The sequence below is a fragment of the uncultured Litoreibacter sp. genome, assembly GCF_947487515.1.
Classification (GTDB): Bacteria; Pseudomonadota; Alphaproteobacteria; order Rhodobacterales; family Rhodobacteraceae; genus Litoreibacter.
Window position 1 is genome coordinate 42,392 of sequence record NZ_CANKWO010000005.1, and the last position, 26,689, is coordinate 69,080.

At 57.1% G+C, this 26,689-nt stretch carries 19 protein-coding genes; 10 read left to right on the plus strand and 9 right to left on the minus strand.

Annotation, left to right across the window (positions count from 1 at the left end; all coding sequences use genetic code 11):
- Positions 1-50 precede the first annotated feature (50 nt).
- The 4 genes from tssE to tssH are packed head-to-tail and all read left to right on the plus strand — an operon-like array spanning position 51 to position 6,367.
- Positions 51-566 (plus strand): type VI secretion system baseplate subunit TssE, encoded by a 516-nt coding sequence (tssE, locus tag Q0746_RS16445; protein WP_298262195.1) that lies wholly within the window; start codon positions 51-53, stop codon positions 564-566.
- Positions 563-2,497, plus strand: coding sequence for a type VI secretion system baseplate subunit TssF (tssF, locus tag Q0746_RS16450; protein ID WP_298262196.1), 1,935 nt, complete (start codon positions 563-565; stop codon positions 2,495-2,497). The genes tssE and tssF overlap by 4 nt, the downstream gene beginning before the upstream one ends.
- Positions 2,494-3,591: a type VI secretion system baseplate subunit TssG gene (gene tssG / locus Q0746_RS16455; RefSeq protein WP_298262197.1), complete on the plus strand. Its 1,098-nt coding sequence runs from the start codon at positions 2,494-2,496 to the stop codon at positions 3,589-3,591. The genes tssF and tssG overlap by 4 nt, the downstream gene beginning before the upstream one ends.
- Before the next feature lie 31 nt (positions 3,592-3,622).
- Positions 3,623-6,367 carry a type VI secretion system ATPase TssH gene (gene tssH, locus Q0746_RS16460; RefSeq protein ID WP_298262198.1) on the plus strand — a complete coding sequence of 915 codons (2,745 nt, stop codon included), beginning with the start codon at positions 3,623-3,625 and terminating at the stop codon, positions 6,365-6,367.
- Positions 6,368-6,434: 67 nt separating this feature from the next.
- On the opposite strand, the gene Q0746_RS16465 is transcribed toward tssH, so the two are convergent.
- The 3 genes from Q0746_RS16465 to Q0746_RS16475 form a co-directional block, all read right to left on the minus strand.
- The gene (locus tag Q0746_RS16465; RefSeq protein WP_298262199.1) at positions 6,435-8,804 is read right to left on the minus strand and encodes a peptidoglycan DD-metalloendopeptidase family protein; all 2,370 of its coding nucleotides are present in this window, start codon (positions 8,802-8,804) and stop codon (positions 6,435-6,437) included.
- A gap of 20 nt (positions 8,805-8,824) precedes the next feature.
- Complete coding sequence (locus Q0746_RS16470) at positions 8,825-10,819, minus strand: caspase family protein (protein WP_298262200.1); 1,995 nt, start codon at positions 10,817-10,819, stop codon at positions 8,825-8,827.
- Between the two features lie 104 nt (positions 10,820-10,923).
- Positions 10,924-11,370, minus strand: coding sequence for a DUF1036 domain-containing protein (locus Q0746_RS16475; protein ID WP_298262201.1), 447 nt, complete (start codon positions 11,368-11,370; stop codon positions 10,924-10,926).
- A 140-nt stretch (positions 11,371-11,510) separates the two neighbouring features.
- Between Q0746_RS16475 and Q0746_RS16480 the strand changes: the two genes are divergently transcribed.
- From Q0746_RS16480 to Q0746_RS16505, 6 genes are all read left to right on the plus strand, one after another.
- Positions 11,511-12,230, plus strand: a complete 720-nt coding sequence (locus Q0746_RS16480) for a hypothetical protein (protein ID WP_298262202.1) — start codon at positions 11,511-11,513, stop codon at positions 12,228-12,230.
- A gap of 141 nt (positions 12,231-12,371) precedes the next feature.
- Positions 12,372-12,812 (plus strand): hypothetical protein, encoded by a 441-nt coding sequence (locus tag Q0746_RS16485; protein ID WP_298262203.1) that lies wholly within the window; start codon positions 12,372-12,374, stop codon positions 12,810-12,812.
- A 61-nt stretch (positions 12,813-12,873) separates the two neighbouring features.
- A complete protein-coding gene (locus tag Q0746_RS16490) occupies positions 12,874-13,518 on the plus strand; it encodes a MotA/TolQ/ExbB proton channel family protein (protein WP_298262204.1) in 645 nt (214 codons plus the stop codon).
- A gap of 10 nt (positions 13,519-13,528) precedes the next feature.
- On the plus strand, positions 13,529-13,975 hold the full coding sequence (locus tag Q0746_RS16495; RefSeq protein ID WP_298262205.1) for a biopolymer transporter ExbD: 447 nt from the start codon (positions 13,529-13,531) through the stop codon (positions 13,973-13,975).
- A complete protein-coding gene (locus Q0746_RS16500) occupies positions 13,972-14,397 on the plus strand; it encodes a biopolymer transporter ExbD (RefSeq protein ID WP_298262206.1) in 426 nt (141 codons plus the stop codon). The genes Q0746_RS16495 and Q0746_RS16500 overlap by 4 nt, the downstream gene beginning before the upstream one ends.
- Positions 14,394-15,689 (plus strand): hypothetical protein, encoded by a 1,296-nt coding sequence (locus Q0746_RS16505; protein WP_298262207.1) that lies wholly within the window; start codon positions 14,394-14,396, stop codon positions 15,687-15,689. The genes Q0746_RS16500 and Q0746_RS16505 overlap by 4 nt, the downstream gene beginning before the upstream one ends.
- Here the strand turns inward: Q0746_RS16505 and Q0746_RS16510 are convergent.
- The 6 genes from Q0746_RS16510 to tssK all read right to left on the minus strand — a co-directional run bounded on the left by Q0746_RS16510 (position 15,686) and on the right by tssK (position 26,589).
- Positions 15,686-18,028 carry a serine/threonine-protein kinase gene (locus tag Q0746_RS16510; RefSeq protein WP_298262208.1) on the minus strand — a complete coding sequence of 781 codons (2,343 nt, stop codon included), beginning with the start codon at positions 18,026-18,028 and terminating at the stop codon, positions 15,686-15,688. The genes Q0746_RS16505 and Q0746_RS16510 overlap by 4 nt on opposite strands.
- A 6-nt stretch (positions 18,029-18,034) precedes the next feature.
- Positions 18,035-18,817 (minus strand): protein phosphatase 2C domain-containing protein, encoded by a 783-nt coding sequence (locus tag Q0746_RS16515; RefSeq protein ID WP_298262209.1) that lies wholly within the window; start codon positions 18,815-18,817, stop codon positions 18,035-18,037.
- A 101-nt stretch (positions 18,818-18,918) separates the two neighbouring features.
- Entirely contained in the window at positions 18,919-19,899 is a 981-nt protein-coding gene (gene tagF, locus Q0746_RS16520; protein WP_298262210.1) for a type VI secretion system-associated protein TagF, read from the minus strand.
- 8 nt (positions 19,900-19,907) lie between these two features.
- A complete protein-coding gene (tssM, locus tag Q0746_RS16525) occupies positions 19,908-23,618 on the minus strand; it encodes a type VI secretion system membrane subunit TssM (RefSeq protein WP_298262211.1) in 3,711 nt (1,236 codons plus the stop codon).
- On the minus strand, positions 23,618-25,255 hold the full coding sequence (gene tssL / locus Q0746_RS16530) for a type VI secretion system protein TssL, long form (protein ID WP_298262212.1): 1,638 nt from the start codon (positions 25,253-25,255) through the stop codon (positions 23,618-23,620). Before tssL ends, tssM begins: the two co-directional genes overlap by 1 nt.
- On the minus strand, positions 25,255-26,589 hold the full coding sequence (tssK, locus tag Q0746_RS16535) for a type VI secretion system baseplate subunit TssK (protein WP_298262213.1): 1,335 nt from the start codon (positions 26,587-26,589) through the stop codon (positions 25,255-25,257). Before tssK ends, tssL begins: the two co-directional genes overlap by 1 nt.
- Positions 26,590-26,689: the final 100 nt, after the last annotated feature.

Genomic DNA, 26,689 nt, shown 5'->3' on the forward strand with positions numbered 1-26,689 from the left:
AATCTTCCCCTTCAAATCGCAAGGCCGCCCAGCAAAATCAGGTGTCCCTGATGCATGTCTTTCGCGAGGCTGCTGGCAAAAAGGACGCCACCAATGACGGCGCATCCTACAAAGAAGGTGAACGCGAAATCAGTCAACGCAGCGTTCAACGCCGCCATGGGGCCGATCAAGGGTCTTTGAAAGCGCATCTGAACGAAGATCTGGCGAATCTAATGCAAACCATCCGACTTGATGCCGCCCTAGATTTGGACAGATACAAATACGTGGGTAAATCTGTGTTGAATTTTGGCATGGATGACATGGCGAATATGTCGTCAAACTCCGAAAATCGGGGCCATCTGGAGCGACGTTTGCGCCAAGCCCTGATTGATCACGAGCCGCGCCTGATTCCAGAATCCATTGAAGTTGCGCTGCGTGAACAAGATAAGGACCTGAGCCAAAAGCTGGCGTTTGACATCGCAGCAGATCTGGCCGCAAATCCGATTGATGTACCACTAGAATTTGTTGCCGAAATTGACGTTGGTGGTGGTAAGGTTAATCTCTCTAAGTTGAAGGTTAATCGATGAAAAAAGCCTTTCTAGACGCCTATGAGCGTGAGTTGGCCTTGCTGTATGAACGCAGCCAAGATTTTGCGACGGACTACCCCGGTATCGCCGAGCGCCTAGGCGGCTTGGTTCAAGACAACATGGATCCAGCCGTCGCAGGTCTGCTGGAAGGCACGGCCTTCATGGCGGCCCGCGTTCAGCTGAAGATGAAGGAAGAATTTCGCACCTTCACCAACGAACTGCTGGAACAACTGCTTCCTAATATGTTGGCCCCGACACCCGCGGCGATGCTGGTGCAGGCCGATCCGCCCTATGACAACCAAGAGCTTTTGGAGGGGATGTCTTTTCCTCCTGGGTCTTACATGGATGCCCGCTATGTGGATCGCGAGAAGCGCATTTCTGCGCGTTTCCGACTGTCTGCTCCACTAGAGCTTTGGCCGCTAAAAATTTCAGATGCGGCCTATCTGGATGGCCCTGCCCCTTTGCAAGCGCTTGGGTTTGACGTGGCGGCAGGCACGGCGGGCGGGCTAAAGCTTAGCTTCATGCGCCCATCAATGGAGAATGCTGACAAGGCCGAAGGCCCGATGTCAGAATTGGAAGTTGACCGGCTGCCCATCCATCTAATCGGCGATCTGAGCGAAACCATTGCCCTTTATGAGCAACTGTTTTGCAACGTAAACCGCGTGACTTTGCGCTATCTGGATGACAACGGCGATCCGGCGTTTATTCGGCTTGAGCCGAACGTCATTGAGCAAATCGGCTTTGACGATGACGAATCTCTGTTCCCCGAAGATACGCGCGTATTTCGCGGATACAGCACATTGCGCGAGGCATTTTTGTTTCCGCAGAAGTTTTTGGGCTTCCGCCTGTCTGGCATCAACAAGGCACTGAAGCGTATCAAAGCCAGCGAATTCGATCTGATAATTGAGCTGAACACCGTTAAATCCAACCTGCCCTCCCGCGTCGGGAAACAGCATTTTGCGCTTTTCGCAGTTCCCGCAATTAACTTGTTTGAAGAAAATTCCTCGCAGGTAAAAGTTGATCCTTTGCGGCACGAATACATCGTCACCCCCGATAGTAGCCCCTCTTCCCATTACGAGGTCCACCGCATCACGGAAGCCTTTGCCTATTACTCAGGCGTGCAAACAAAAGTCCCCGTCCATCCGTTGTATGGTGTTCCCGCTGAACAGATTAACCCGCGCGAAGCCCTCTATTTCACCTATCGCCGCAAGGAACGCCGCCTCACTCAGAACGAACGGCGCTTTGGTGTGCAGCATACCTATAAGGGTACGGAAACCTTCATTTCGATCTATGAGCCGGAGGGCTTGGACGACGACCAGCGGGTGCGCCGGCTTCAAGTGAAAACCCTATGTTCGAACAGGCATTTGCCCGAGTATCTGCCATTGAACCAAAAGGGCACTGATTTTAATCTCAACGACGATCTGACAGTGAACCTTCGGTGTATTGCTGGCCCCACAGCCCCGCGGGAAGCGGTCGCTGATTTGGAAAGCGATGCGCCTCACCGGACCCAATCGGGCGACGTTTACTGGCGTTTGATCAGCCATCTGTCGTTGAACCAATTCGGCCTGTCGGATCGCGGGAGCAGAGATCAGGCGGCAGGCTTGCGCGAAATGCTATCTTTGTTTGCCGATCTGACCAACAAGGTCACCGAAAAGCAACTGCAGGCCATCAAAGGCATTGAGACGCGACCGGTTGTCCGATCGGTCAAGCGGGACGGCGGGTTTCACGCCGCACGGGGTATTGAGGTTCGGGTAACTTTCGACGAACGCGGATTTGAAGGATCTGGCATCATGTTTTTGGGCGCGATTTTGGACCGCTTCCTTGCTGACTACTCGGCCATTAACAGCTTCACACAAACCGTTATCGTTTCGCAGCAACGCGGCGAAGTAAAAGCTTGGCCGCCGCGGTCTGGATCCGGCCCGCTGCTATGACCAAAATCCCTGCAAGCAAAAAGCCCGCGATGATGGGCCCGCCCAAACCGGCACCCACCGCGGCAGAGCTTCAGGGGTTGTCTCGTCGTGCGATGTTGAAGGCGGCCCCTTGGCGCTTTGGGTTTTTGTCTGCTTTGCGCGAAATGGAGCGTACCTACCCCGACAAGCCACGCATCGGGCAAAACGCGACCATTAGGGAAGAAATTGTCTCACTGGGGCAAGATCCTTTTCTGGATTTTCCGGCCTCCAACATTACCGAGTTTGAGGAGAAACCAGCGGGGAAACCCGCGCGGTTAAACTCCAAGTTCCTCGGCTTTTACGGCCCGCAGGGTGCCTTGCCGCTGAACACAACCGCCGAAGTTCATGGCTGGCTCAATGCGCGCGACCCGAGTTTCGCACGGTTCACCGACATCTTTGCGAACCGCTTCTTGCAACTGTTCTATCGCGCGTGGGCAGATGCGCGCCCGATTGCGCAGTTTGATCATCCGACCGGTGATCGGTTTCAGGCCTATGTCGGCTCTCTTGCAGGACTTGGAACGCCCGCGTTTCAAGACCGCGACCATATCCCAGACGTGGCAAAGCTGCCTTTGGTGGCCTTGTTTTCTGGGCGGGTGAAATCTGCGGTCCGGCTGCGGCAGATGCTGGAGTTACTGCTTAAGGTTCATATCGAAATCGAAGAGCATGTTCCCAGCTGGATGAATTTTGAGCCACAAGACCTAACCCGAATGGGGTTGGGCGGCAGCAACTTGGGGCAGAACGTACATCTGGGCAGCCGAGTGCCAGCTGTGAACGAGAAAATCTGCATCAACGTGCGCACCGAAAGTTTTGAACAATATCGCAGCTATCTGCCAGGCGGCGACAACTTCACGCGGTTAACTGATATCGTCATTTGGTATCTTGGCGTCACCATCGAGGTCGACGTATCGCTCACCCTACCCGCAGATGAGGTGCCAGCGGCACAGCTTGGGGAACATACGGCCCTTGGCTGGACGGGCTGGGTTCAACCGGAAAAACCCAAAGAACACGAACCGCGCCGCTATGTTCAGGCAGCGCAATTCTCAACCGACAGGGCACCGGCAAAAGCCGTGGCCTAAGAAAATTAATTAATGAAACGGGGATCTTAGTATGAGTGACATTTCAATGGAAACAGTGGCCGGCAAGCTCAATAGAGTTGGCTACGACGCATTTGTGCAATCGCTGCGCCACGCAAAAGGTGAAGGCAACCGGCATGTGGAATTGGCGCATTGGTTGTTTCATGTGGTGTCGAACAAGAATTCCGACATCTCCAAAACACTGAACCACTTCAAGCTCGATCGTGGCCAAGTCCTCAAGGACCTAGGTGCAATCATTGACGGCATGAAGAAAAATGTCACCGAGATGCCGTCTGTTTCCGATCATGTCACCGACCTTCTGGATCGCGGCTGGCATTATTCAACTCTGCTGTTCTCGGAAACTCAAATCCGCACCGGCCACGCGTTGGTCGCCTGCTTGAAGTCCAAGGAACTCAAGCGCGCATTGTTCCAATGCTCTGGGGTGTTTCAGCAGCTGAACGTCGAATCTTTGGTGTCCGAGGCGCGTTCCGCTTGGGCTGAATCCGACGAAGAAGACATGCGTCCGATGGATGGCTCCGGTCTTGTTGCTCCTGCGGGTGGCGCGGCTGGAACAGAAGGTGGCGGTGGGACAACCGCGCTGGACCGCTTCTCCATCGATATGACAGCGGATGCCGCATCTGGCAAAATGGACCCGATTGTGGGGCGCGACGAAGAAATCCGTCAGATCATCGACGTGCTTTTGCGTCGCCGCCAAAACAACCCGATCCTGACCGGTGAGGCAGGTGTGGGGAAAACCGCAGTTGTCGAGGGCTTTGCGCAACGTCTGGCCTCTGGCGACGTTCCCCCGAAACTCCGCGGGACCAAATTGCACTCTCTCGACATCGGATTGATGCAAGCTGGGGCCTCGATGAAAGGCGAATTTGAGCAACGCCTGCGCTCGGTCATCGATCAGGTGCAAGCCTCGCCCACGCCCATCATTTTGTTCATCGACGAGGCGCATACCTTGATCGGGGCAGGCGGCGCAGCTGGCACAGGCGATGCGGCAAACTTGCTGAAGCCTGCGTTGGCCCGTGGTACTTTGCGCACCATTGGTGCCACAACCTTTGCCGAATATCGCACCCATTTCGAAAAGGACCCTGCCCTAACCCGACGCTTCCAACCGGTGAACGTTGAAGAGCCAGGCGTGGAGCAATGCTGCTACATGATGCGCGGCATCATGGGCCCGATGGAAAGTCACCACGGCGTGCGTATCTCCGACGAAGCGATCGTGGCGGCAGTGTCTTTGTCCCACCGCTACATCCCGTCACGCCAACTGCCCGACAAAGCGGTATCACTGCTTGATACAGCCTGCGCCCGCGTGGCCATTTCGCAAGCCTCCACTCCGGCGCGCATTGCCGATTTGAAAGAAACCATTGCGGCCTTGGTCTCCGAGATCAAAGCCAAAACTGCGCAGCGCGATCTGGGCGAAGAAAACGAAGACCGCATCAAAGAAGCTGAAGCTGAAATGGCCAAGGCCGAAGAAGAACTGGCTGTTCTGGAGGAAAAATATTCGGCAGAGAAAGTTCTGGTTGATGAAATTCTTGACCTTCGCAAAAACTTGGCCCCAGAGGGTGAAGACGCAGCAGCAGTTTCCGAGGACACGGACGTAGAAGGCGAAGAAGCCGCCGACGCACACTCCTCCGAGGGCGATGACCCTGAGGCGGCAGCAGCGGAAACCCCCGCAGACGATCCCGAAGCCGTTCGTCTTGCCTTGCATGAGAAGATCACCCAACTCGAGGAAGGTGATCCGGACGACCGCATGGTCTACGCGCATGTTGACGAGCAGGCCGTAGCTTCCGTCATCTCGGATTGGACCGGTATCCCTGCGGGCCGCATGGTTACGGACGAATTGCAGGCCATTCTGACCCTTGCAGATCGCCTGAAAGAGCGCGTCATCGGCCAAGACCACGGTTTGAAAATGATCGCCAAACGCATCGAGACAAGCCGCGCCAAACTGGCCAACCCGAACAAGCCCATCGGTGTGTTCATGCTCTGTGGCCCATCAGGTGTTGGTAAGACCGAAACCGCGTTGGCCTTGGCTGAAAGCCTTTACGGCGGTGAGCAAAACATCATCACCATCAATATGTCCGAGTTCCAAGAGGCGCATTCCGTTTCCTTGCTGAAAGGTGCCCCTCCCGGTTATGTGGGTTACGGTGAAGGCGGTCGCCTGACCGAAGCTGTGCGCCGCAAACCCTATTCGGTCGTGCTTCTCGACGAGGTGGAGAAAGCCCATTCCGACGTGCATGAATTATTCTTCCAAGTCTTCGACAAGGGCATCATGGAAGATGGCACAGGGCGTTCAATCGACTTCAAGAACACGTTGATTTTGCTGACATCGAATGTCGGAACTGATGCGATTATGGATGTGGCGGACAGTGGGCAATCGAACCCCGATCTGGAGGCGCTGGAAGAAGCTATGAAGCCAGCTTTGCAGTCGGTTTTCCCACCGGCGCTATTGGGTCGAATTGTGAATATCCCCTACTTCCCATTGTCGGGCGAGGTGCTCACCGGCATTACCAAGCTGAAACTTGGCTCAATCGTGAAGCGGATGAAGGCCAATCACAACGCCAAGATGACCTATGCAGACGAGGTGATCGATCACATCGTCGACCAGTGCCGCGACCCAGATTCTGGCGGACGTATGGTCGACAACATCATCACCAATTCGATCCTGCCGGAATTGTCCCGTCAGGTTTTGAACAAGATGGTATCCGGCGACGAAATCAGCGCTGTTGAAGTAACGCTGAAGGATGGGAAATTCGAGTATAACTTCTCGTAAGATCTAACCATCAAGTGATGCATGTGTGGGTGGCCAGATTTGGCCACCCATAGCGAATCCTGAACGACTACCCCGCCTGTTCCAGCACCGCCTTGATGGTTTTCTTATAGGCCACGACTTCCGCAGGAATGCGTGCCACGGCAGGAGTTGACGCCGGAGCATTGGTGATCGTCAGCTTGCCCCCTTTTCGGTTCATCTTTCGCTCGGCCCAGTTTTTAACCCATGCAATGTCGCGGCCCTTCAAGAAGGGGTTTGCCTTGATCACCCCTGCCCCCATCACGTCCAGAATCGACGCCTGATCCGGCGCGCTTAGGGCCACATGTGCGCCCTGTGCCCCAAGGAAGTGGCAAAGATACAAACGCCCCGCGGTGATCGCATGCCCCCTTGCACGCAGGTAAGCTTCGCCTTCGCGGGCAAGATTGGTGACCATTTCGCGCGACAATGTCGGGTCAAACCGCAGCTTCAACAGTTCTTCACGGCTCATGGTAGAGGCCAGATCCGGACGGTAGGTTTTCATCATCCTGATCCAAGTGCTCGAGATGAATTGTCCCAAACCCGTGGCCGAAGACCGAGAGTTTTTGGCTCTGGCATTGCCGGCGCTTTCCACCCGAATGATCTGGTTCACGAGGCTTTCAACCGCATTGGAGGCCGATGCCATGATAACCGGAGCCGCCCCGACGGGGGGCGCCGTAAACGGGTCCATGCTTTGCCCGTTTTCGCGCAGCTCGAAATGCAGGTGTGGACCGGTAGAGCGCCCCGTCGTGCCAACAAAACCGATCACATCGCCTGCCCTCACCACCGAGCCGACTTTCCCCAATGGCGAAAACTTCGACAAATGCGCATAGCGGGTCTCACGCCCGCCCGCGTGGGCAATTTTTATGACATTGCCGTAGCCGCCGCCATTGCCCGCAAAGCTGACCCGTCCGGCAAAGGCGGCCAGAATAGGTGTCCCCGTCGGTGCGGCCCAATCCACGCCGTGATGGACTTTTACCTTTTTCAAAATCGGGTGAAATCTTGGACCGAATGGCGACGTCAAAACACCCGACACAGGCGTCACCATTCCGTTGGAGCCGCTCACCGGTCCCGCTTCGCCTTTTTCCGCAAAGCACTTGAACCCTTCTCCCGCGACTTGCGCCACGTAGCAAATTTTATCCCCCGACGGCCCTTCAATGGCGGCATAAAGTACCTGACCCGGACCGGCGCCATTTGGCCCTGGCTCCCGCGCATAAAGCAACGTCATCTTGTCACCTGTCGTGGCGAAGGCCTCAAGATCATTGTCCTGACTTAGCAAAACGATGCTCTCACCCACCACCGACGTCGGCACGCCATTGCGGATACCTGCCGAGTAAAATGCATCCAGCAAACGGTATTTTCGCGCGGATACTTTATCCGTGCTGCCGTCATCCTCGACATAGGAGAACAATTCGTCCTGCACCCAAGGATCCGCCGATTGCACCACGCTGCCGTCATCTTCCAGCGCGACCGAACCGATATAGGTATCGCGGGTGTAGACGGATAGTTGCACCGCTTTCGCCCCCTTTTCTGATGGCACGGATCGTACAGCCAACACATGGTCCGCAGGCAGTTTTTCCAGTTCCGGAATATGCGCTACGCCTTTGTCCTGAAACAGTTTGGCGGCCTCTGGATCAAAGCCGTTGTCCACCAAGATGTCAGTCAAAGCCCGCGCGTCTTTCAGGCGCAAGAACAAGTCGTTGAAGCCCAAATTGCGTTGATCTTCGCGCTTCACAACGGTCAGGCTTGTGGTGTTTTCAATCACTGTTTGAGTGTAGGTGTCGGCTTCGACTTCTTCACCGTCAACACTGTCACCCCAGCTGTCGCCCTCCAAACTGTCCTCATCATCCGAAGTGTTTTCCAAGTCTGGCACATCTGGGACAACCGGTGTCACGGCGGCCGGTGTCAGAGGCTGCGACCGCTTTGCTTGGAAGAAAGCGAACTCCTCGCGGCTGGATGGCAATGTGGTGATAAGTTTCTCTTGGCGCGTGATCATATCATCTTGAACAAGCACCAATGTATCAATGGCGAATTGCCCGACGCGCACCAAGGGAAGGTCTGGGTGGCTTGGCAGGGGTTTGGCTTTTGTGGCAAGGCTGGCGTCAAAGCGCAAAACCATCGGATCGCCCGCGACGTCGACGAAGGCTGACGCATAGGCAAGGGCGTCAGCGGTCGAAGTGGCAGTGATATCTTCGCCCAACCCTTCATCGAGGTCTTCAAGGGTCTCGGCCAATTCATCGGGTGTTAGCGTCCCCCTATCGGGTGGCGCGGAAATAGTGATAAAGCCGCTCATCACAATCCATGTGACAAAGCCGATAACCAAAAGGGCACCACAGCCAATGAAGATGGCGGGGCCGTGATTTTTGCGGAATTTTCGGCGTGACGACTTCTTTTTGGCTTGTTTGAAGCGAGGGTCAATTTCCATGGACTAAGCCCAAACCAACCTTAACGGAACGCGCCAGTGTTCAGCCTTGTGACGCGTTTTTGGGTCGTGCCTTTGGCTGTAGCTTGAGGCTTGGTAATCTTGCGAATTGTTCTCTTCTTCTTGGTTTTCGTTGGCGCGGCTTTCTTCTTAACCGCGGCCTTCTTAACAGTCTTCTTCTTCACCGTTTTCGGTTTGGCGCGGGCCACTTGCACTTTACAAACAACGCTGCCTTCAGATTTCAACTGACGAAGCAACGGGACGCTAGGCTCAAGGCTTTCAGGCACGATGCGCTTGTTCAGGAAGTAGCTGGTCAGCGCGCGGCGTGATCCGTTGCCCCAATCGCCGTCGATGCGCATCCGGTAGCAGCCCAAACGCGACAGCTCGGTCTGCACGTTTGACGCCATTTCCTCTGGGTCAATTTCTGGGACCACAGGCTGCTCAACGCCGGGTTGGGTAGTCGCGGCAAGTTCGTTCAACAACGTCGGGTCAATGCTCGCCAGAAGCACACGGCTCTCTTCGGTATCTGGCAATACCTCTTGGCCGATAATGGTTGGCGCTTCAAAGATGGAGGCAGGCAAGCTGCGCGTGGCGGATGTCAAAGAGGCAACCAGCGCGATTTCGTCACGTGCACGTGCTGCAATCTTGGTGCCGGCGCGCGCAAGTTGGGCTGCGGCTTGCGAGCTTTGGTTTGCAGTGATGGCGCCGCTGCTGCTTGCGATTGCGGCAGAACCCGTCGGGCCTGCCCCCTCAATGTTCTGGATGTCTATTGTACCATTCGCTGTCGCGGCGGGGGCGGAGCTTGGCAAAAACGTATCAATGGTCTGGCGGTTCAATGTGTTGCTTGGCGCCCGTTCCAAAGACGCCAGCTCTATCACCACTGGCCCGACATTTTCCGCCACACCGGTTGAAGCCACGGCCTTCTCTGTCGATTTCACAACGTCCGGCACTGAGAAGATGAGGCCCACGTCATCTACGATAGCAACGTCTTCTGGGCGAATTGCTTCGGTAACTTTAACCGATGTTGCTGGCACTTCGATGGGATTGCTTGCAGGAATCGGAGCTGCAACAATCAATGAGTTTTCGTCTGCCACAGCCAATTCAAGGCTTTCGCCTTCAATCAACTCTGCGGGCGCGTCCACTGCAATTCCGCTTTCGGCCAATAGAGCCAAAAACCGCTCTCGGCCTTTAGGGTCAAGCTGCGCCAACATTTCATAGTCGGCGGCCGTCAACGTCGGTGCGTTTTCATATTCCGGTTGGAAGTAGAACTGCGACCGCAAAGACGATTGATCCCACGGTGTTTGACGGCGCAACGTGCGTTCTTCGACTTCGTTACGGACCCGAATCATCATGTCCGAGATCGAGATCGACGGCGTCTCGATGTGGTTCAACAGCGCCGTGGTAAAAGGGCTGTTGTCGCCTTGGCCATCATAGGTCACCGCACCAGGTTCAGTTGCGAAGGCCACGAATGTTCCGATACCAGTGTTCAATCGCGCCAGACCGCCGCCATTTGCTGTCATGTTTTGTGGCAAGGGGCTGTCGCGGCAAGCGTCCAAGAAGATCAGCGTTTGACGGTTCCGCGCCTGCAGGCGTTTGATGATCCCGTCTAGGCTCCACGTTTCGTCGAAGATAGCCTGACGCGACCGCAGTTTCGCATTTACCGGCACCAGATAATTGGCCCCTTCCAATTGAAAGGCGTGGCCAGAATAATAGAACAAGGTGGTTTCGGCGTTTTCTGCCTTTTTGACGAAGTCTTCCAGCTTCAGCCAGAATTCATCCGACGTCGCATCCTTCAGCAATGTTACGTCAAAGCCCAAATTGCTGAGCGCGTCGTTCACAGCTGCAGCATCATTTTTTGGGTTTTTCAGGGCGGGAATTGCTTCGTAGTCAGAGTTACCGATGATCAACGCCACACGATCTTGTGCATAAAGAGGTGCGGCAAGCACAAAGAACGCGACTACCGAGACGGCAATCAGACGTTCAAATAGAAGCCCGAACTCTTTAAAAATATGCGTCATAGACCTTTGGCTATCCGCTCCACTCAAATCTTATCCAAGAGTGTAGCCCGAATCCCCCTCGAACGGCGAGTCACTTCTTTGGGAAAATTGCACGAATTTGGTTCTTAGTTGGGCGGAGCCAGAAAAAGAGACCATCGTTGGGTTTTCTCAGTATCCACTTCAATAAACCGCGCCTGCACATGTCCCCGCGACCAACAGCTTGCAATGCCCCTGATGGTGAACCGCTTTCCCTCGATGCACATCGTCGTCGTGCCATTCAGCATCGGCTTGCCAAACACGTCTTGCGCATAGACGTAGATATAGCGGCTTTCCAGTTCATCACGGATAACGTTTGCGCATTGGTTGGTCCCGATCGTCCACCAGCCTTCGGTCTGGAAATCGCCTTCCACATCGCGCCCGATGGCAACGTTCACCACATCAAAGCTTTGGTTACAAATAGCAAACTCCGCTCGGGCAGGGCTTGGCGCAAGCGTGAAGCCGCCGATCAATACCAGCACAAGGGCGGCAATGCGTCGGGACGTGTAACTCAATGATGCGGCGACATGTTTCATGGTATTTAGGCTACTGTGCTTTGCTCAAAAGCTAAAGAGAGGGCTGCAATCCGCCGTTTCCCTTGATTTACTGGAAAAACCTGCTCACTTGTGTCATACTTCTGCTAAGGTAGAGGTATATTTAGTTGGAGAAATTTATCATGTCGATCAAGAAGCTCCTCGGCACAGGTGCATGTATGGTCATCATCGGCGTTTCAGCCGGCGCATCCTATGGCTTGATTCAGAACCTCACCTCACCGGCAGAGGACCCTGTGGTCGCACAGGTTTCACCTGAAGTCGAAGCCCCTACAGACACCGCCGCCCCCGCAAAATTTGTGGCCGCAGCCGTCACAACATGGGTTCCGCCGGAAAAGTCGAATGTAGCCACCCCTGTATTGGACAAGCCTGCCTCCATTGAGCAGCCCGAACCACCACTATTGCGCTATACGTCGATCTCCAGCTCAATCACGGATAACATCCCGACGTCCACGCCGCTCTTTGCGCATATTGAAAATGATGTCGTGCCGGAAACCGCAGCGCCCTTGCAAGAAACCGCAAGCACAGCAGCAGCGACAGCCCCATCCAAGCCAGTGACATCCGCCGCCCCTGCGCCAATGGCGCTCGAAATTATCGTCGCCTCTGCCCCGCGCGCGATTGCAACACCGGGAACTTTGCGCCGCTTCCGCAGCCACACAGAGACCTCTCAAGATCGCGGAAACGGGCCAACCGAGACCGGCAACAGCCAATTTGACACCACTGTCCCACGGGAACCCGTGTTAAAGGCCGCGAAACCGCGTCGCCCGTCCGCTGCGCGCGCCACACGCGCCGTGCAACGTAACGCACGGTTCCGGCAAACATGGGCGACTGGCGTTTATCGCTAAATCAACACCTTCGGGGCAAATTTGCCCCGAACTTGCCGCGATCTTCCGTTGACAGCGAGGCCATGATGCGCCCTTCTATGTGCAACGGTTTTGTGCAGGATCACGGGACCTTTGATATCAATATTTCTCGGGGGACCTCGCGTGCACAAGCTGACCAAATCCATTTTTAACGCAACCGCAACTGCAGCAACCGCTGCGGCATTGGCTTTTGCCACTCCAGCATTGGCCCAAAGCGGCAATTTCGCGTTGGAGCTCAATAACGCCACAGACATCGGGGACGGCTGCCAACTTACCTATGTTGCAACCAACAACACCGGCATTGCCTTGGTGGAAACAGCCTATCAGGTCGCATTATTTGACGAGAACAGTCTTGTCACCGGTACTTTGGTTCTGGAATTTGGCGCGCTGCCGGTCGGGAAAACCAAAGTGGTGCAGTTCAACCTTGCAGGCAAAAAATGCGCCACGATTTCGCGGATTTTGATCAATGATGTGTCTGCTTGCAAATCGGCTGATGGCACTCATGATTTCTGCATGACCGGCCTGATCACGAATTCTCGCGGCGACATCCAGCTGGGCGTCTAGTTTTTGACCTGAAAGGCCCCCAGCCAGCACACCTGTTTTTATCGGGGGCGGAGCATTATCCATGAACGCCCCCGATTTTTCGTCTTTGAACCCCGTTACCATAGCCGTTTTTACGGCTTTGGCGGCTCTTTCCATGGTCGCCACCACGGTCACCCTCTATAAAATTGCGCAATTCATGTCCCTTGGCGTTGGGCGCAGAAAGCCCGCAGAGGCCGCTGTATCTGACTGGCTGTCGGGCAAGTCGGACGCCGCCCTACGCGAGGCATCCACCCGCAAAACCACCTTGCTTCGGGTGTTGCAGGCAACTTTTTCGGGGCTGCAAGCCCGCCCCGGAGACCCGACATATGCGGAAGAGTTGGGCCGTCAAACCGCGCTGATCGAGCTTGCCGCCATGTCGCGGCGCATGCGTATTCTGGAAGCCGTGGTTCAGGCCGCCCCGATGCTTGGCTTGCTGGGGACGGTGATCGGAATGATCGACGCCTTTAGCAATCTCGCACAGGCCGAGGGCGCGGTTGACCCTGCCCTTTTGGCTGGCGGCATTTGGACCGCCCTAACCACCACCGCCGTTGGGCTGGTGATTGCCTTGGTGTTCTACTTTGTCGCCATCTGGCTAGAGGGGCGAATAGACAGCGAACGTCATTCCATGGAAACCTTGATGTCCGCCGCCATCTACGGGCGCGTCACCGGCACCTCTGGGCGCAGTTGAGGCCGCCGCGATGAGCATGATCCGCAGCCTGCCCCAATCCAACAGGGCGCGCCGCTACGGCTTTTCGTTCACGCCTTTGGCTGACGCGATGTTTCAGCTTTTGGTATTCTTCATGCTTACCTCGTCGCTGGCCCCCTATTCCCTGATGTCCCTTACACCCGGGTCCGCGGGCACAATCGAGGCCGCAGGTGACGCCCCCAAACATGAGCAGGTCTCAACCGACGAACAGCGGGTGGCCGTTTGGTCTGTGGGTCGCGGCACATTGCGGGCGGGCGGCGAAAAAGTCGCCCTTTCCGAAATTCACGGGCTGGTTGATCCGTTGATTGAAGCAGGCCTCGACCGCGTGGTGCTTCTGACCGGTCGCTCGGCGACTGTGCAGGATATGACCGCAGTGCTAGAGGCCCTGACATTGGCCAATGTGCCCACTGTCGAAGTCGTCGCGGGCAGCGCCAGATGACCCCTGACAAGCGCAATACTCTTCCCAAAACGCAGCGCAAGTTTCCGCTGGATTTCTCGCTGACGACCGTCAACATTGTGTTGTTACTGATCTTCTTCTTCCTCGTGTCCGGCTCCTTGGTCGAAACCGAAGAGCTAACGGTCGATCTTGCCGAAACCTCCGAGCTACCGCTTGATCGTTTGCCGCGCCCTTTGCTGCTGATGGATGTGGACGACAAGTTGCGCCTGAACGGTGATCCGGTCACCTCCGATACATTGTTGTCGGCCCTCACTCCTTTGCTAAACCCGACTGCGCCGAGGCTGCATATACTGGCGGATCGTGACGTCGCCGCCGGAACCTTGGTGACACTGATACAAAGACCCGACTTGCGCGGGATCGAGATAAAACTTGTAACCCTGCGCCAACACAAGCCAAAGTCATGAGCGTTGGCAGCACCAATATTTGGGATCGTCCAGACGCAAATCCGATGCTTTGGCTGGCCACTGGCGCCCTAGCTTTTCTGGCACATCTCGCCTTGCTGCAATTTGGAATTGCCACCTATCAAGGGCAGGTGTCAAAGGCCAAAGAGCCAGTCACAGAGACCAAAATTTTTGCGTCCGCTCTTCAGATCGAAGGGGCAGAGCCGCCACCGGAACTCACGGCGGATCCTGTTGCGACCCCTTTGTCCGACACCGTTGAACCCAGTCTTCAGTCTTCCCCCAGCCTTGCGCCGTCTCTTGCTCCGGTTGCGGTTGAAACCTTGGCACCGCAAGCTGTTGCTCCTCCGACCGTTGCCCAAGCGACCCCGATCGCTGATACGCCGCCGCCACCGCCGCAGCCAGGCGTGGCCCCCGTAAATGCCGCCCCAATCACGCCAGTGACGGTCACCCCTGATTCTGCTCAGCCAGAAGAAACCTTGCAGGTCGCAACCCTTGAGGCGCAGACGGTGACGGGGGTTGAGTTGGCTCCGGAGCCCACCCCAGAACCCGCACCCGAACCGGCCCCCCTGCCCGAATTGGCCAACTCCCTTCCGCCTCCCGTTAGCCCCACGACAGAGCCGCAGGCAGGTGTGGCCTCCGCCAATGTGGCCGCGCAAACAACCGAGCAAGCCCAAGAGACCTATACTGCCGTGCTAGATTTCATGCGCAGCTTTGATGGCGGGCCTTGCTTCGCGGCGCTGCCGGTTCTGGCGGAAGATGGCGCATTCCGCTTCGAGACCTTTGCCAAGAACCAAGCCGATTTAGACCGGTTCAGAAAGGCGCTGGAAGGCAAGACCGGCACCCTTCCCGGCACTGTGATGAAACCTGTAAGCGATGCGCAGTGCCAAGCCCTTCCCTTTGTGACGGCCGCCGCACGCTATCCAGAATTTCAGCTCTACCTAGATCTTGCACAGCGGGAAATTCCCAGCGGGGACATTCTGTCGGGAAAGCTGGGGAACACCTCGGGGGGATTTGTGTCGCTGCTGCTGATCGATGACGAAGGCGTGGTGCAGGACTTGGGCAGTTTCTTGAAGTTTCGCGCCGGTTACGCAGGTTTTGACATCCCGATGACGCTCAAAGGGTCTCCGGTGAAGACGCAGCAATTGCTCATGGCCCTGTCTACACGGGCACGGTTGAAGACGCTGAAGTCACTATCCGGTCAGCCTGCGAAAGACTTCTTTCAACGGCTGGCGATCGAGATTTTGCTGCAAGGTGGCGGCGAGGACGTGGCCCTCGTCGCCTTTTCTGTACGCTAGTTATCCAATCGGAAATACTGGATTGAGGCCGCCGCCTCAGAGCCGCTGGTCTGAATTTCCGTCTCGATGATAGGCATCAGCGCCGCGACATCTGCCCCGTTTCGCGCAGCATTGGCGGTGACCAGTCGTGAACGGGTCGTCACCGCCACAATCATCTGCGGGACGCTTCCGTCCTCGCCCGCGCTGTTCATCCCAAAGCGGAAAGACTGCGATCCGTCGGCATCCGTTTGCAGCAACGACGTCAAATTGAACGCGCCACCTTTGCCCGAGACCAAGAACAAATAGACCGGACGCCCTAGAACACCTGTCAGCTTCCCGCTGAGCGTATCGCCGGTTTTCAAGACATCCGTGTCCAGTTCCAACACAGGCGCTGCGGCGTTGGTGCGGTCAAGTCGCGCCACAAAATCTAGCACAGGACATTGGCTGTCTCGCACAATGCGCACGCCGATGTCCGGCTCTACCCCATGGGCGTTCTCGAAGTCTGTCAGCAATTCCTCAAAGGGTTGCGCCGAGGTCGCAAACCCTTCGATGGAAACCTTCTCTCCATCCGTGGACCGTATCGCCTGATACACGCAGTCCCCGATAATGTAGTCCTTCAACCAAGCCAGTTGCGTTCCGATTTCCCCCAAGGTGGGGTCAGGGTCCGGCGTGGCTGGGGTCGGTTCGGGATCGGGCGTTGGTTCAGGATCGGGCTGCGGCTCTGGATCCGGTTGCACATCGGGTTGCTCCTCAGGATCGGGATCGGGTCCCGGATCAGGCGGAAGCTCCGGATCAGGAGTTTCACTTGGAGTATTGTCTTCGGGGTTCGGTGCAGGATCGGGGACTTCGGTTGGTTCTTCCTCAGGCGTTGGCGCGACCGCGACTTCCACCGCCGCCTCGTCGTCAATCTCCGCTTCAAACGGACCGAGCCCCAAAACAGCAGCTATTCCGACACCGCCAGCCACCACAGCCGCAAGGCCGATGCCAATCAGCTTACCTTTGCCATTGCGCTCAGCCGGTTCTGCCTGAGGTGGGGCGGTAGGTGTAGGGGCAGTCGTGACCGGTGCAGCACCAAACGGGCTTTCGCCACCGGTCTGTTGCCCCATGGGCGGTGAATTTGGCGGCAGGCTGATCCCTGCCCCAGTAACGGCTACACCTGTGCTATCGGCGGCATATGGCACCGCGGAGGTGCCAACGCCCCCCGTTTGCATTTGCGGAGGCGTAGAGATCATTGGGCTGATCACTGTGCGCCCAGCATCAGCTGCGGCCTCTGCCGCTGGGGCTTCTGCACCGGGGCGGTATTTCGCAGGCACCAGTGACGGGTCGTCGATCATCCGTGCGACATCGGCCATAGAGGCGGGGCGATGTGCTGGGTTGGGCTCCAACATGTAGGACAGAACCGGCTGCAATTCAGGGTAGACCGCTGACAAGTCAGGGATGCCGGCACGTGACTGAACCGCATCGACAATAGACGCGCCCATCGGCAATGGCGTCCCGATGGCCGCCCCTGCTGACATCAATCCCAAAGAATAGATATCACAGCGTGAATCGATCAGCCCGTCAAAGTGGCCAAGCTGCTCTGGCGAGACGAAATTGAATTTGCCCGCAAATTGACCATGTAAGGTGCCTTCGGTGATGTTGGTGGATTTGGCAATCCCGAAGTCGATCAGCTTGGCTTGGTTTAGCTTGCCACCCTCGACGATGACATTGTCGGGGCTTAAATCACGGTGGGTGATTTCCAACTCATGCGCACGGTTCAAACCTGTCGCCAATCGGCGAATAAGCAGCTTCACATCTTCCAGCGACAGCTTGCCGGTTTGCTCCACCATATCCGCCAAGGGGATGCCGTCGACGAATTCCATGATCAGGCAGAATCGCCCAAGGTCTTCGTCCTTCACGAAATTCAGGTAGCGGACAATCGCCTCGTCATAGAGCTTGCCCAAGATGCGGGCTTCGCGCCGGAACAATGCAATGATCTTTTCATCATGAGCCAAGGCAGGCAAAACGATCTTGATCGCAACCTGATCGCCGGTGTGGTAATTCACCCCACGGTAAACTTCGCCCATCCCCCCTGCCGAGATCAGCTCTTCGATTTCGTAATTGTTGTTAATCCGCGTACCGACAGGCACGGCGGTAGACGGGGTACCGTCCCCGTCGCCGCTTTTGGCGGGGGCTTCCTCTATCGGGTCTGGCGTGGGGTCCTCTACGGGCGAGGCCGCGATCTCCGTTTTGTCCGATGCCACAGGCGCAGGCTTTTTGCCCGCGGATTTCTTCGCGGGGGCCTTGCCGGTGTCACCCTTTTTGGGCGCGTCTGCGCCCTCTGGGGTTTCTGGCTCGTCAGGGATGTCGTCTGTGCTCATCCGCGTTTAAAATCCTTGCGTCCAGTCAAGCGGTTCGCCATTGGCCGCAGGGTCTAAAGGGCGGGCATCGCAGCGAACGGCGATCACTGTGACGTTATCTCTTGCGCCACGTGACAACGTGGTCTGGATCAGTGCGTCGCACGCGGCTTGCGGATCGTGGTTGGTCAAGGCCGCTGCCATCTCATGGTCTTCGACATGTTCCGTCAACCCGTCAGAGCACAAAAGAAACACGTCTCCTGCCTGAAGGCTGCCAAATGTTTCGTCTGTGTTCGGGCTGCTAGAGACGCCGATGGCGCGGGTAATGACGTTCTTGCGCGGCCAATGCTCTGCTTGTTCGGCGTTGATCGCACCAGAGTTCAGCAATTCCTGTACCTCGGTGTGGTCGGTGGTGACTTGCCGAAAAGCCCCGTCGCGCAGCAGATAGATGCGGCTGTCACCGGACCAAATGCAGGCGAATAGTTCCTCATGTACCAGCAGTGCGACCAAAGTGGCCCCGATCGTGGCACCGCCAAGGGCTTGAGACTGCTCTACAATGACATCATGCGCGCGGGTCAATCGCTCCATAAAGCGGGCTTGCAAATCTGGTGCCGATGCAGGGCGCCCAATGGAGGAGATTTTCTCTACAATTGCTTGCGACGCGAAATCGCCTGCCTCATGCCCGCCCATACCGTCAGCAACCACCCAAACGCCGCTTTCGGGTTTGCTCAGATAGCTGTCTTCGTTATGATCACGGACGACGCCGGTATCGCTACCTGCGCCTGTCTCGTAGATGAATTGACCCGTCCCCATGGCGACTCCTGCTTAAAATACGCTCTAAAAATATTCACCTCCTGCTTTGCGCTGATGCTGCAGCGTCCCCCAAGGCAGGAATGTATTTCTATTTGAGCAACCTAGTCTTTTTCCGCCTCGTCTGCCAAGGCATCCTGTGCGTCATTGCTCTCATCAGTTGCAGCATCAACGCGTATTTCAGACGTTTGGGCAAATGGAGACTGTGGTTCGTCATCGTCTTCAATTGGATCTGGCACATAGAGTGCCTTTGGAACGGGCCGCGCGCCCTCGCCCGACCACCAAGGATCAGACACTGGTATGATCGACGGCTCGCCTTCGAATTCTGCGTGGGTCTCCGGCTTCGCGTCGACGTCAAACGGGTCCTCTGGGGATGCGGTTTCAGGCGCTGTTTCTGCGGCGGGTTGGATGTCTTGTTCAATGGGATCATCCGCAGGGTTGCCCGCAAGCAGCCATTGAAACACAGAGGCATCCGGCCAACCTTCTGTGGCGTGAAAAGTCGCTGTGCGGGACGGGTCACCTGCACTCCACCAGTAGCTGCGGCGCGCGGTGGCACGGCGGTGGTCAGTGGCGGCGACATTCGCCATCATTTCCTCTACTGCCCCTGCGGTGTGGACGGCCCAAAATCCTGTGTCCCCGCCCTCAAACGGCGTGGGTAAAAATCCTTCGGGCAGGCGAAACATCTCTGCCAACTCGGAGGCCGTCTCTGGCGTGTCATGCTCCAGTACCAATGCTTGCAGCGCCTCATACCAGCGTTGCTCCGGCACGACTGAGGGGGGCGGAAACTGGGTGCCCTCGATCAATGCAATAAGGGGAAACCGGCGCCCGACTTTGTCATGGCTGAACACCATCACCCCAGCCACAGGCCCGCCTACAGCGGAAGGCACAACCCCTTCCCCAAGCCAAAACCGCAAGGGAAGGGCGATGTCATAGAAAGGCTGCCAGACGTCGCCCAGATTGTCGCGAACACGAGGCAGAACTGCGCCCAGCCATTCCTCCAAGGCAACCTGCATAGGTTTGGACATCCCCGCCCCGATAAAGTCCCCGAAGGCAGGGTGTTTGCCAAATATACCAATCTTTCCCATTGTTCAGATCACAGACCTTGCGGGCATTTGAATTCGGATAATTCGCGTAGGGTGAACGGGTTATAGAGCGCGTTGACCCGAACCGAATAGCTGACATACCGCCCGCCAATTGTGTAGCGCACCTGCGTGGCGTCCCCTTGTTGGCGAGGAGAGCCCGCGCGCACAAACTGCATGAACGCCCATGGCCCTTGATCAAATTGGATAGAGCTTTGACGTCCGTTCAACCCCGGCAAAAACTGCAAGGTGGTCGAGGACCCCGCCGACGGCCATTTGATCGTTTGCGGCACATTCCCGACTTGGCGTGTGGTGATTACCTGTCCGTTCACTTCCAGCACGGCTTGGCGCACTTGGTCATGCGCCGAGGCTTGGCTGACCGTGACTTCCAATTCGGGGTTGGAGCCGCCCGTCGGGAAGAAGGCATCGCGAATGCGGGCCGCGCGTTGGAATTGCTTCAAGGCACCAAGGCTCAATCTGTCCCCAAGCTGGCTTTCCGACGACCATTTCCAGTTTTCGCCGGATTGATCCGCGTGCGGGCTTAGATGTTGCAAGAAGAACCGGTCCATCACGCCGTCCGGTGCGAAAACCCGCGCAAATTGCGCCATCGGCACTTGCCGTGAGGTCGGCCCGTTAAACGGATAGCGGCCCGTGATAATGTCGTTGCAAACGCGGGTGACTTGGTTGGTGAGATCTTGGTTCAGCTGTGCGATCGACGTATTCGCCGCGTCGCCTTCAAAGTCCTCAACCGCTTCATTCACCATGCGCGCCAATGGGGTGGGCAAACGCGACGCCGTTGAGCGCAAAATGCCAATCTGAACCGGCAGCTGCGCGGCGGCCTGTGTGGCGTTGAACCCCGCGGCAATCACAAGGTTTTGTTGCACCTGCCCCAAGTTGCCCAAAAGCGCATCAATCGGGCGTGCTGTCCCTGCAGAGCCAGTGTCGAGCAACGCATGCCATTCAGCAAATTGTGCCTCGATTGCAGCACCGGGAACCAGCGCTTGGGATTGCCCGCCGCCAGCGGATCCTGCACGCCGTTGCGATTTGCTGCCGGTGCCTAAGGCCGCCGTCAGGCCAATCCGCGTCAGACCATTGGTGCGGTTGATAAGACGGTTCTTCACTTGGTTGGCGGCTTGTATGCTGGCCTCGGATTCAGCCAGCCCGCTAACCGCACCAGCAACGTCGCCCCCAAGCTCCAGACCTTCATTTGGATCAGCCGTCAAACGCGTCTCGCGGCTGACCGCTTCAACCAGCATCAACAAGGGCGATGTGGTCGGCGATGAGGCCGCGGCCAAAGACGCATAGGCGGGTTTATCCGCCGACATCGGGGCCAGTTTCAACTGGTTCAACAACCCTTCCCATGCCGAGAGGTAATCCTCGCGGTATTTTCCCAGCAACGCACGGCCCAAGCCACTCAATTGTGCGTCAACCTTGGCGGTTTCGGCGTAGTCGCCCATGACCCATTGTTCACGGTCGAGCTTGCCTGCAACCTCGCTCAGCTGGTCGAGGAAGAAGTTTTGAAAGCCGTCATAGGTATAAAGGGCGTTCACGCCCAAATCACCCACATCAGAGCCGTCATTGGTCTCAAACACCAGATAGGCATCCGGCCCCACACGGTCCACCAGATTGAAGGCTTCAATGCCTGAAAACTCCACTGTTGCCTTGATCAAAGCATAGGCCTGATCCGCCACAGACATCCGCGCCAAAATCCGCTCGCCGGCGTCAACCAGCTCGCTGTCAAGATCCACACGTACGTCGCGGGTCCCGTCGAGTTCCAGCATCGCAAGCAGATGCGCCTCTAGGTCTTGGCGCGTCGCGCGGTTGGTCGGTCCGGGATAAAGGTTCTTGAAGTCCTCGCGGAACCAGCCGCGCACCAGATCATCTTCGGGTGCAGGGGCGACGCCACCCAGTAGCTTGTAAACCTTCAGGCCTTCATAGATCGCCAGTGTTTCATTGGTTTGGACAAACTCCGCAAGTTGTTCTTCCAAACGCAGGACAAGACGGGGTCGGAACATCCGTTCCAGTCCGTCTGCATAGGAGGCCTCGGACGCCGTTTGCAGCTGCTCGCGACGCGACAGGCCAAAGCCTTCAAAGATGCCGTGGTCATCGCTGCCACCCTGCGCAACAGAGTCGAGAATACCATCACCATCCGTGTCAATTTCTTCTGGCACTTCTTGCGTAGAGGCGTAGCCCGTCGGCATGTCCCGCAGCAATTGCAGATAGCCCGAAATGGTTTGGAAATCAGTGTCATCGACCACAACTTCCGACAGCTCTTCGCGTGCCGCCAGTTCGTAATCCGACATCGCCGCCTGCGCCGATCGCACCAAAGACGCGTTGGCCCAGTAGGAATACCCCCAAGCGGCCAACATCCCAACAGTCGCCAGCCCAACGAAGGAAAAGCCCGCAACGCGCAGGCCGTTCGCGCGGTTCACTGCCTTGCGGTCGTAGGTAACCCAACCTTGTTCGGGGAAAATAACATGCTTCAACAAGTCGTGCAGAAAGAAGCTTTTGCCTTTGCCGGACATGAAGCCGCCCGCCGCAGTTTCGCCGCCAAAGCTTCGCCCCATGGCGCCCAAAACTTGGTCAATCGGGGTGCCTTCTTGGGTACCGGATGAAAAGTAAAACCCGCGCAGCAAAGCGCTGGTTTTGTAGCGGGTAGGCTCAAAGACCTGCCCCAAGAACGACGAAATATTCTCGCGCATCATTGCCATTTGCCCTGGCAAGCCGAAGATCGCGATGCGGTTCACACCGTCAGGCTCTTCTGACAGGCGGTCCATAACTTCGTCAGACAGGCGGCCCACCAATGCGTCAAACTCATCGCCAACCTGAGAATGGGTTTGCTCGGCGCGGCTTTTTGTTTGGAAGGTGGTTCCCCAAACCTTCTGGCGACGGGAGGCGCTAAAGCTGGCGAAATACTCGCGGAAGCCCGCAATCAAATCGGATTTGGTGAACAACACGTAGACGGGGAAGTCGATCTTCAACGTCTCGTGGATTTCGGCCAATCGCGCGCGCACAACTTCAGCATGACGCGCCAATGAGGCCTCGTCGCCGTTCATGATATCCTCAACCGAGAAGGCCAGAATAACACCATTGATAGGTTGCTTGGTACGACCGCGCTTCAACAGCTCCAAGAAGCTTTGCCAAGAGGACTTATCGGCCTCCGCGTCACTGTCTTGGGAGGTGTAGCGCCCTGCGGTGTCAATCATCACCGCCTCTTCGGCGAACCACCAATCGCAATAGCGCGTGCCGCCAAAGCCTTCCATTGCCGTGCCCGATTCCTCGGCCAGCGGAAACTTAATGCCAGAGTTCAACAAAGCGGTTGTCTTGCCCGCACCCGGTGGGCCGATGATCACATACCACGGCAGGTCGTAAAGATAGCTTTTGCCCCCCGATGCCTTAAGCGTGGTCAGCGCTTCCGTCATCCGTTCGCCCAACACCGCACCATCGCCGGTTGGCTCGTCTGGGATCAACGCCTCTTCCAGCTCTTGCGCACCTTTGCGCGCGCGGCGCCAGCGCAAGAACCAAACGATGGCAAAGATGAGCAGCACCGAGACAATGATCAAAACCCGGACCCAGACAGATTCAAATGGCCGTGCCTCGCCGAAGCCCAGCAAGGGGCCCCCGACCCAGACAACGACCCCGAATAGGATCAATGACAGGATCAGCAGCGGGATGCGCATCCAAGGTTTTTTGAAAAAGCGGCCGATGGCTACGAAGTAACGCATTACTGAAGCGTCTCCTCACGTTGAATCATAATTTCGACACGGCGGTTCTGCGCACGGCCATCTTTGGTCTTATTGTCGGCGATCGGGTCAACTTCGCCCTTGCCCTCAATCTGCAATCGACCAGGAATGGCCAACGCGTCACTCAGCACCGAGCCTACGGATTTCGCCCGCGCTTCTGACAGCGACTGATTGGTCTTGAAACGCCCCCTGCCCGACATCGGGATATTGTCGGTATAGCCCACGACCCGAACCGGACCCGGCTCGTCATCCAATGCTTTGGCGACTTCGACGGCCAGCAGCGAAAACTCCGGCTTCACATCGGCAGAGCCCGATCCGAACAGCACAAGGTTGTTCACCCGAATAAAGATAAAGTCACCCTTGGTATCCACCGCAACCGAGCCGTCGTTGATCTGGGCCTTCAGCTTTTCGCGCAGGTCGTCCAACTGCGTGGTAGTGATCTCTGGCGGGATATATGCCTCAAAGGCTTGTGCCCGTTGCAGCCCCACCAATTCTTCGGGGTGAATATCCAGCAGTCGCGTCACAACAGAGGAGCTGTCGTTCGAGATCAGCATGTTGAGCGTCAGATACACACCCAGCATAATCGCCGCGGCGGCAGAGGCCACAAGCCACAAAGGGTTGGCCCCAAAACGCTTGCGTTTGCCCAGCTCCACCGGCGTCCAACGCACCGAGACGTCTTCGTCAGGGCGCCCGTGCACGCGGCGCAGGCTTTCGTAGATAGAGGCCCGAATGCGCGCCAGTTCTTGCGCGCCACCGGCGGCGGTGCGGTATTTACCTTCGAAGCCAAGGCTCAGGCACATCAACATTAGCTCCAACACGTTGAAGCGTTGCGCGGGGGCCTGCATGGCCTTGTCGACCTCTTCAAAGAAGCCCACGCCAGAGGTCCGCACATTGTAGAACCGCGCCACCATCGAATATTGAATCCACACGTCACGGTCAGTGCCAGGGATGTTTTGGACGATGTCATCCGCCGTGCCGCACAGGCAATACCGCGCTACATCGGCCTCATGAGGCTCGACGCCAGCCTGCACACAGTTGGCGTGAAAAGTCTCCATTTCGCGGGTGACATGTTCCATCAAGGGGATGGCATCCATCTCCACCATCTGGGTGCGCAGGCGGCCAAACAAGATCAGCAGGTTCGCCGCCGCCGCCACGATGGGATTGCTCGGGCCGCCCTTGCCCAGACCGGTTGCTCGCAGCGCCTCATGCAAGGCAATCTTCGGTCCGGTATGGATCACTTGCTCTGGCTGTTGGCTTTGCATCGTGGGGAAAAAGCCGTCTTGGCTGGCGCCCCCGATACCTGACCCGGGCGCGGGCGTGCTGGAGGGAGACGGCGCGCCGCCGCCCATCCATGCGTCAGCCGCCCCTTGGCTGGTGCCAAACCCGCCTTGTGGTTGTGCCGGCGGGGCTGGTGTAAAGGGGGCGGCCGGTGGTGGGGTCTGCGGCGGTAATGCGCCGCCAATTACCGTGCGTTGCGCCGCCCCCGCTGGTGGTGGGGCGGCGGGCGGTTGTTGCAATCCGGCGGGCGGAGTGGCGGGGCGACCCGCTGACAAGTTGCGCAGTTCTTCGGCGGTGGGCAATTTGCCCCCGATGACTGTTTTATCCTTGTCGTTCGCCATTAAGCTTTCTCCGCAATCGCCCAAAGCTCAAGCTTCAGGTCCGGCCAGTCACCCGCGAAATGCATGGCAAGTGCAGGGGCCGTTGAGAACTCGCGCCACATCGGCGTGTTCTTATCCAGAATGAAGTACACATTCGTCGACACGGCTCGGATCTGACGCGGCGGCGTCGGGGTGTGCCGAAGCTCGATACCTGGCAGGTTGTTGTTGACGATCTCGTTCATGCGGGTGTTCGGGCCCACTTTGCACAGTTCTGGGAACTGCTGCTGAATTTGCGTTAGTGATTTGGACGAGGTGACTTCGATGACAAATGTTGCCTCGCGGAACAGGTTCCGATCCATGACTTCCGCGATGTAGGAATTCTGACGCACCATCTTAAGATCAAGCCGCGTCGCACGGCCCACATCCCGCGATAGCAACCGTTGAATATCGCGCACCAATGGCGTGAAGGTTTCCTTCGGGTCGTCGTGGTCATAGGCGGGATATTCCTGCGCCATACGTTTATCGTTGTCGAAGGTCCACAACTCGCCAACCAGCCGCAAGAACTCGACATACATCCTTTCGGGGTGCACATAGCGCGACGCCCGCAGGTGACGCAGGCCGCCAATCTCGCGGTTCAGCAAGAGCAGCATGAAGTAATCCGTCGCCTGCAACCCGCCACCGGCGCTTGGGTCAGCCGCGTAGCGCGCCAGCCCTTCCTGCTTTGTTTCAACCCACCCGATGACGCGGTCCAACCATCCGGTGAAAACCGGATGCGCGCTGATCACCATTGCAGGCGGGGCGAAGGTGTCATCCATCGAGATCACGCCATCGCGCACCTCTTGAATGCGGCCAATCTGCATGCACTGATAGCCCGGCTTCGGGGTCTTGCGAATGTCGATCTCGAGGCGCGGTTGCGCCAACTCGATGTCCTGCTCCAACCGCATGGCCGACGCACTATCGGCAACCATCTCGTTGCCCAGCACATAGCGGGTGGCCGCGGTGGTCTCAGTATCCGGCGCCAACTCGCGGCCGTTCATTGCCGCGTCAGGAAGGGTCAGCCAGACCGCCATACCGTCGGCTTTCTCGGGAACATCTTTGGGAACCGGCAGCGCATTTATGTTTGGCGCGTCAAAGGGCATCCCGTCCGGCATGATCCCCACCGCAGAGCGCAGGCCGATCTTGCCCTGCTGTGCCATGTCACGGTCCAGCTTCAGTTCCGCCATGCCCCATGGGTAGGGCGTGATGGTACGTGTCCGATTGTCGACCAGTTTTTCAAGATAGCGGTCCTGCTGCTGCAGGTGGTGGGGCTGAAGGAACAGGCCCTCTTTCCAAGCAACTTTACTATACCAAGACATATAATTCCCAACTCGCCGTCTTCTTGCGCCACAGGGGTGGCATTTGTTCAAAACAGAAGGCCCAGCTAACGCTGGGTAAATTCCTTGTGCGAACAATGCG

What these genes read in the sequence shown, in the direction of transcription:
- tssE (WP_298262195.1), top strand. Translation starts at nt 51, where the DNA reads ATGCATGTCTTTCGCGAGGCTGCTGGCAAAAAGGACGCCACCAATGAC.
- tssF (WP_298262196.1), top strand. Translation starts at nt 563, where the DNA reads ATGAAAAAAGCCTTTCTAGACGCCTATGAGCGTGAGTTGGCCTTGCTG.
- tssG (WP_298262197.1), top strand. Translation starts at nt 2,494, where the DNA reads ATGACCAAAATCCCTGCAAGCAAAAAGCCCGCGATGATGGGCCCGCCC.
- tssH (WP_298262198.1), top strand. Translation starts at nt 3,623, where the DNA reads ATGAGTGACATTTCAATGGAAACAGTGGCCGGCAAGCTCAATAGAGTT.
- Q0746_RS16465 (WP_298262199.1), bottom strand. Translation starts at nt 8,804, where the DNA reads ATGGAAATTGACCCTCGCTTCAAACAAGCCAAAAAGAAGTCGTCACGC.
- Q0746_RS16470 (WP_298262200.1), bottom strand. Translation starts at nt 10,819, where the DNA reads ATGACGCATATTTTTAAAGAGTTCGGGCTTCTATTTGAACGTCTGATT.
- Q0746_RS16475 (WP_298262201.1), bottom strand. Translation starts at nt 11,370, where the DNA reads ATGAAACATGTCGCCGCATCATTGAGTTACACGTCCCGACGCATTGCC.
- Q0746_RS16480 (WP_298262202.1), top strand. Translation starts at nt 11,511, where the DNA reads ATGTCGATCAAGAAGCTCCTCGGCACAGGTGCATGTATGGTCATCATC.
- Q0746_RS16490 (WP_298262204.1), top strand. Translation starts at nt 12,874, where the DNA reads ATGAACGCCCCCGATTTTTCGTCTTTGAACCCCGTTACCATAGCCGTT.
- Q0746_RS16495 (WP_298262205.1), top strand. Translation starts at nt 13,529, where the DNA reads ATGAGCATGATCCGCAGCCTGCCCCAATCCAACAGGGCGCGCCGCTAC.
- Q0746_RS16500 (WP_298262206.1), top strand. Translation starts at nt 13,972, where the DNA reads ATGACCCCTGACAAGCGCAATACTCTTCCCAAAACGCAGCGCAAGTTT.
- Q0746_RS16505 (WP_298262207.1), top strand. Translation starts at nt 14,394, where the DNA reads ATGAGCGTTGGCAGCACCAATATTTGGGATCGTCCAGACGCAAATCCG.
- Q0746_RS16510 (WP_298262208.1), bottom strand. Translation starts at nt 18,028, where the DNA reads ATGAGCACAGACGACATCCCTGACGAGCCAGAAACCCCAGAGGGCGCA.
- Q0746_RS16515 (WP_298262209.1), bottom strand. Translation starts at nt 18,817, where the DNA reads ATGGGGACGGGTCAATTCATCTACGAGACAGGCGCAGGTAGCGATACC.
- tagF (WP_298262210.1), bottom strand. Translation starts at nt 19,899, where the DNA reads ATGGGAAAGATTGGTATATTTGGCAAACACCCTGCCTTCGGGGACTTT.
- tssM (WP_298262211.1), bottom strand. Translation starts at nt 23,618, where the DNA reads ATGCGTTACTTCGTAGCCATCGGCCGCTTTTTCAAAAAACCTTGGATG.
- tssL (WP_298262212.1), bottom strand. Translation starts at nt 25,255, where the DNA reads ATGGCGAACGACAAGGATAAAACAGTCATCGGGGGCAAATTGCCCACC.
- tssK (WP_298262213.1), bottom strand. Translation starts at nt 26,589, where the DNA reads ATGTCTTGGTATAGTAAAGTTGCTTGGAAAGAGGGCCTGTTCCTTCAG.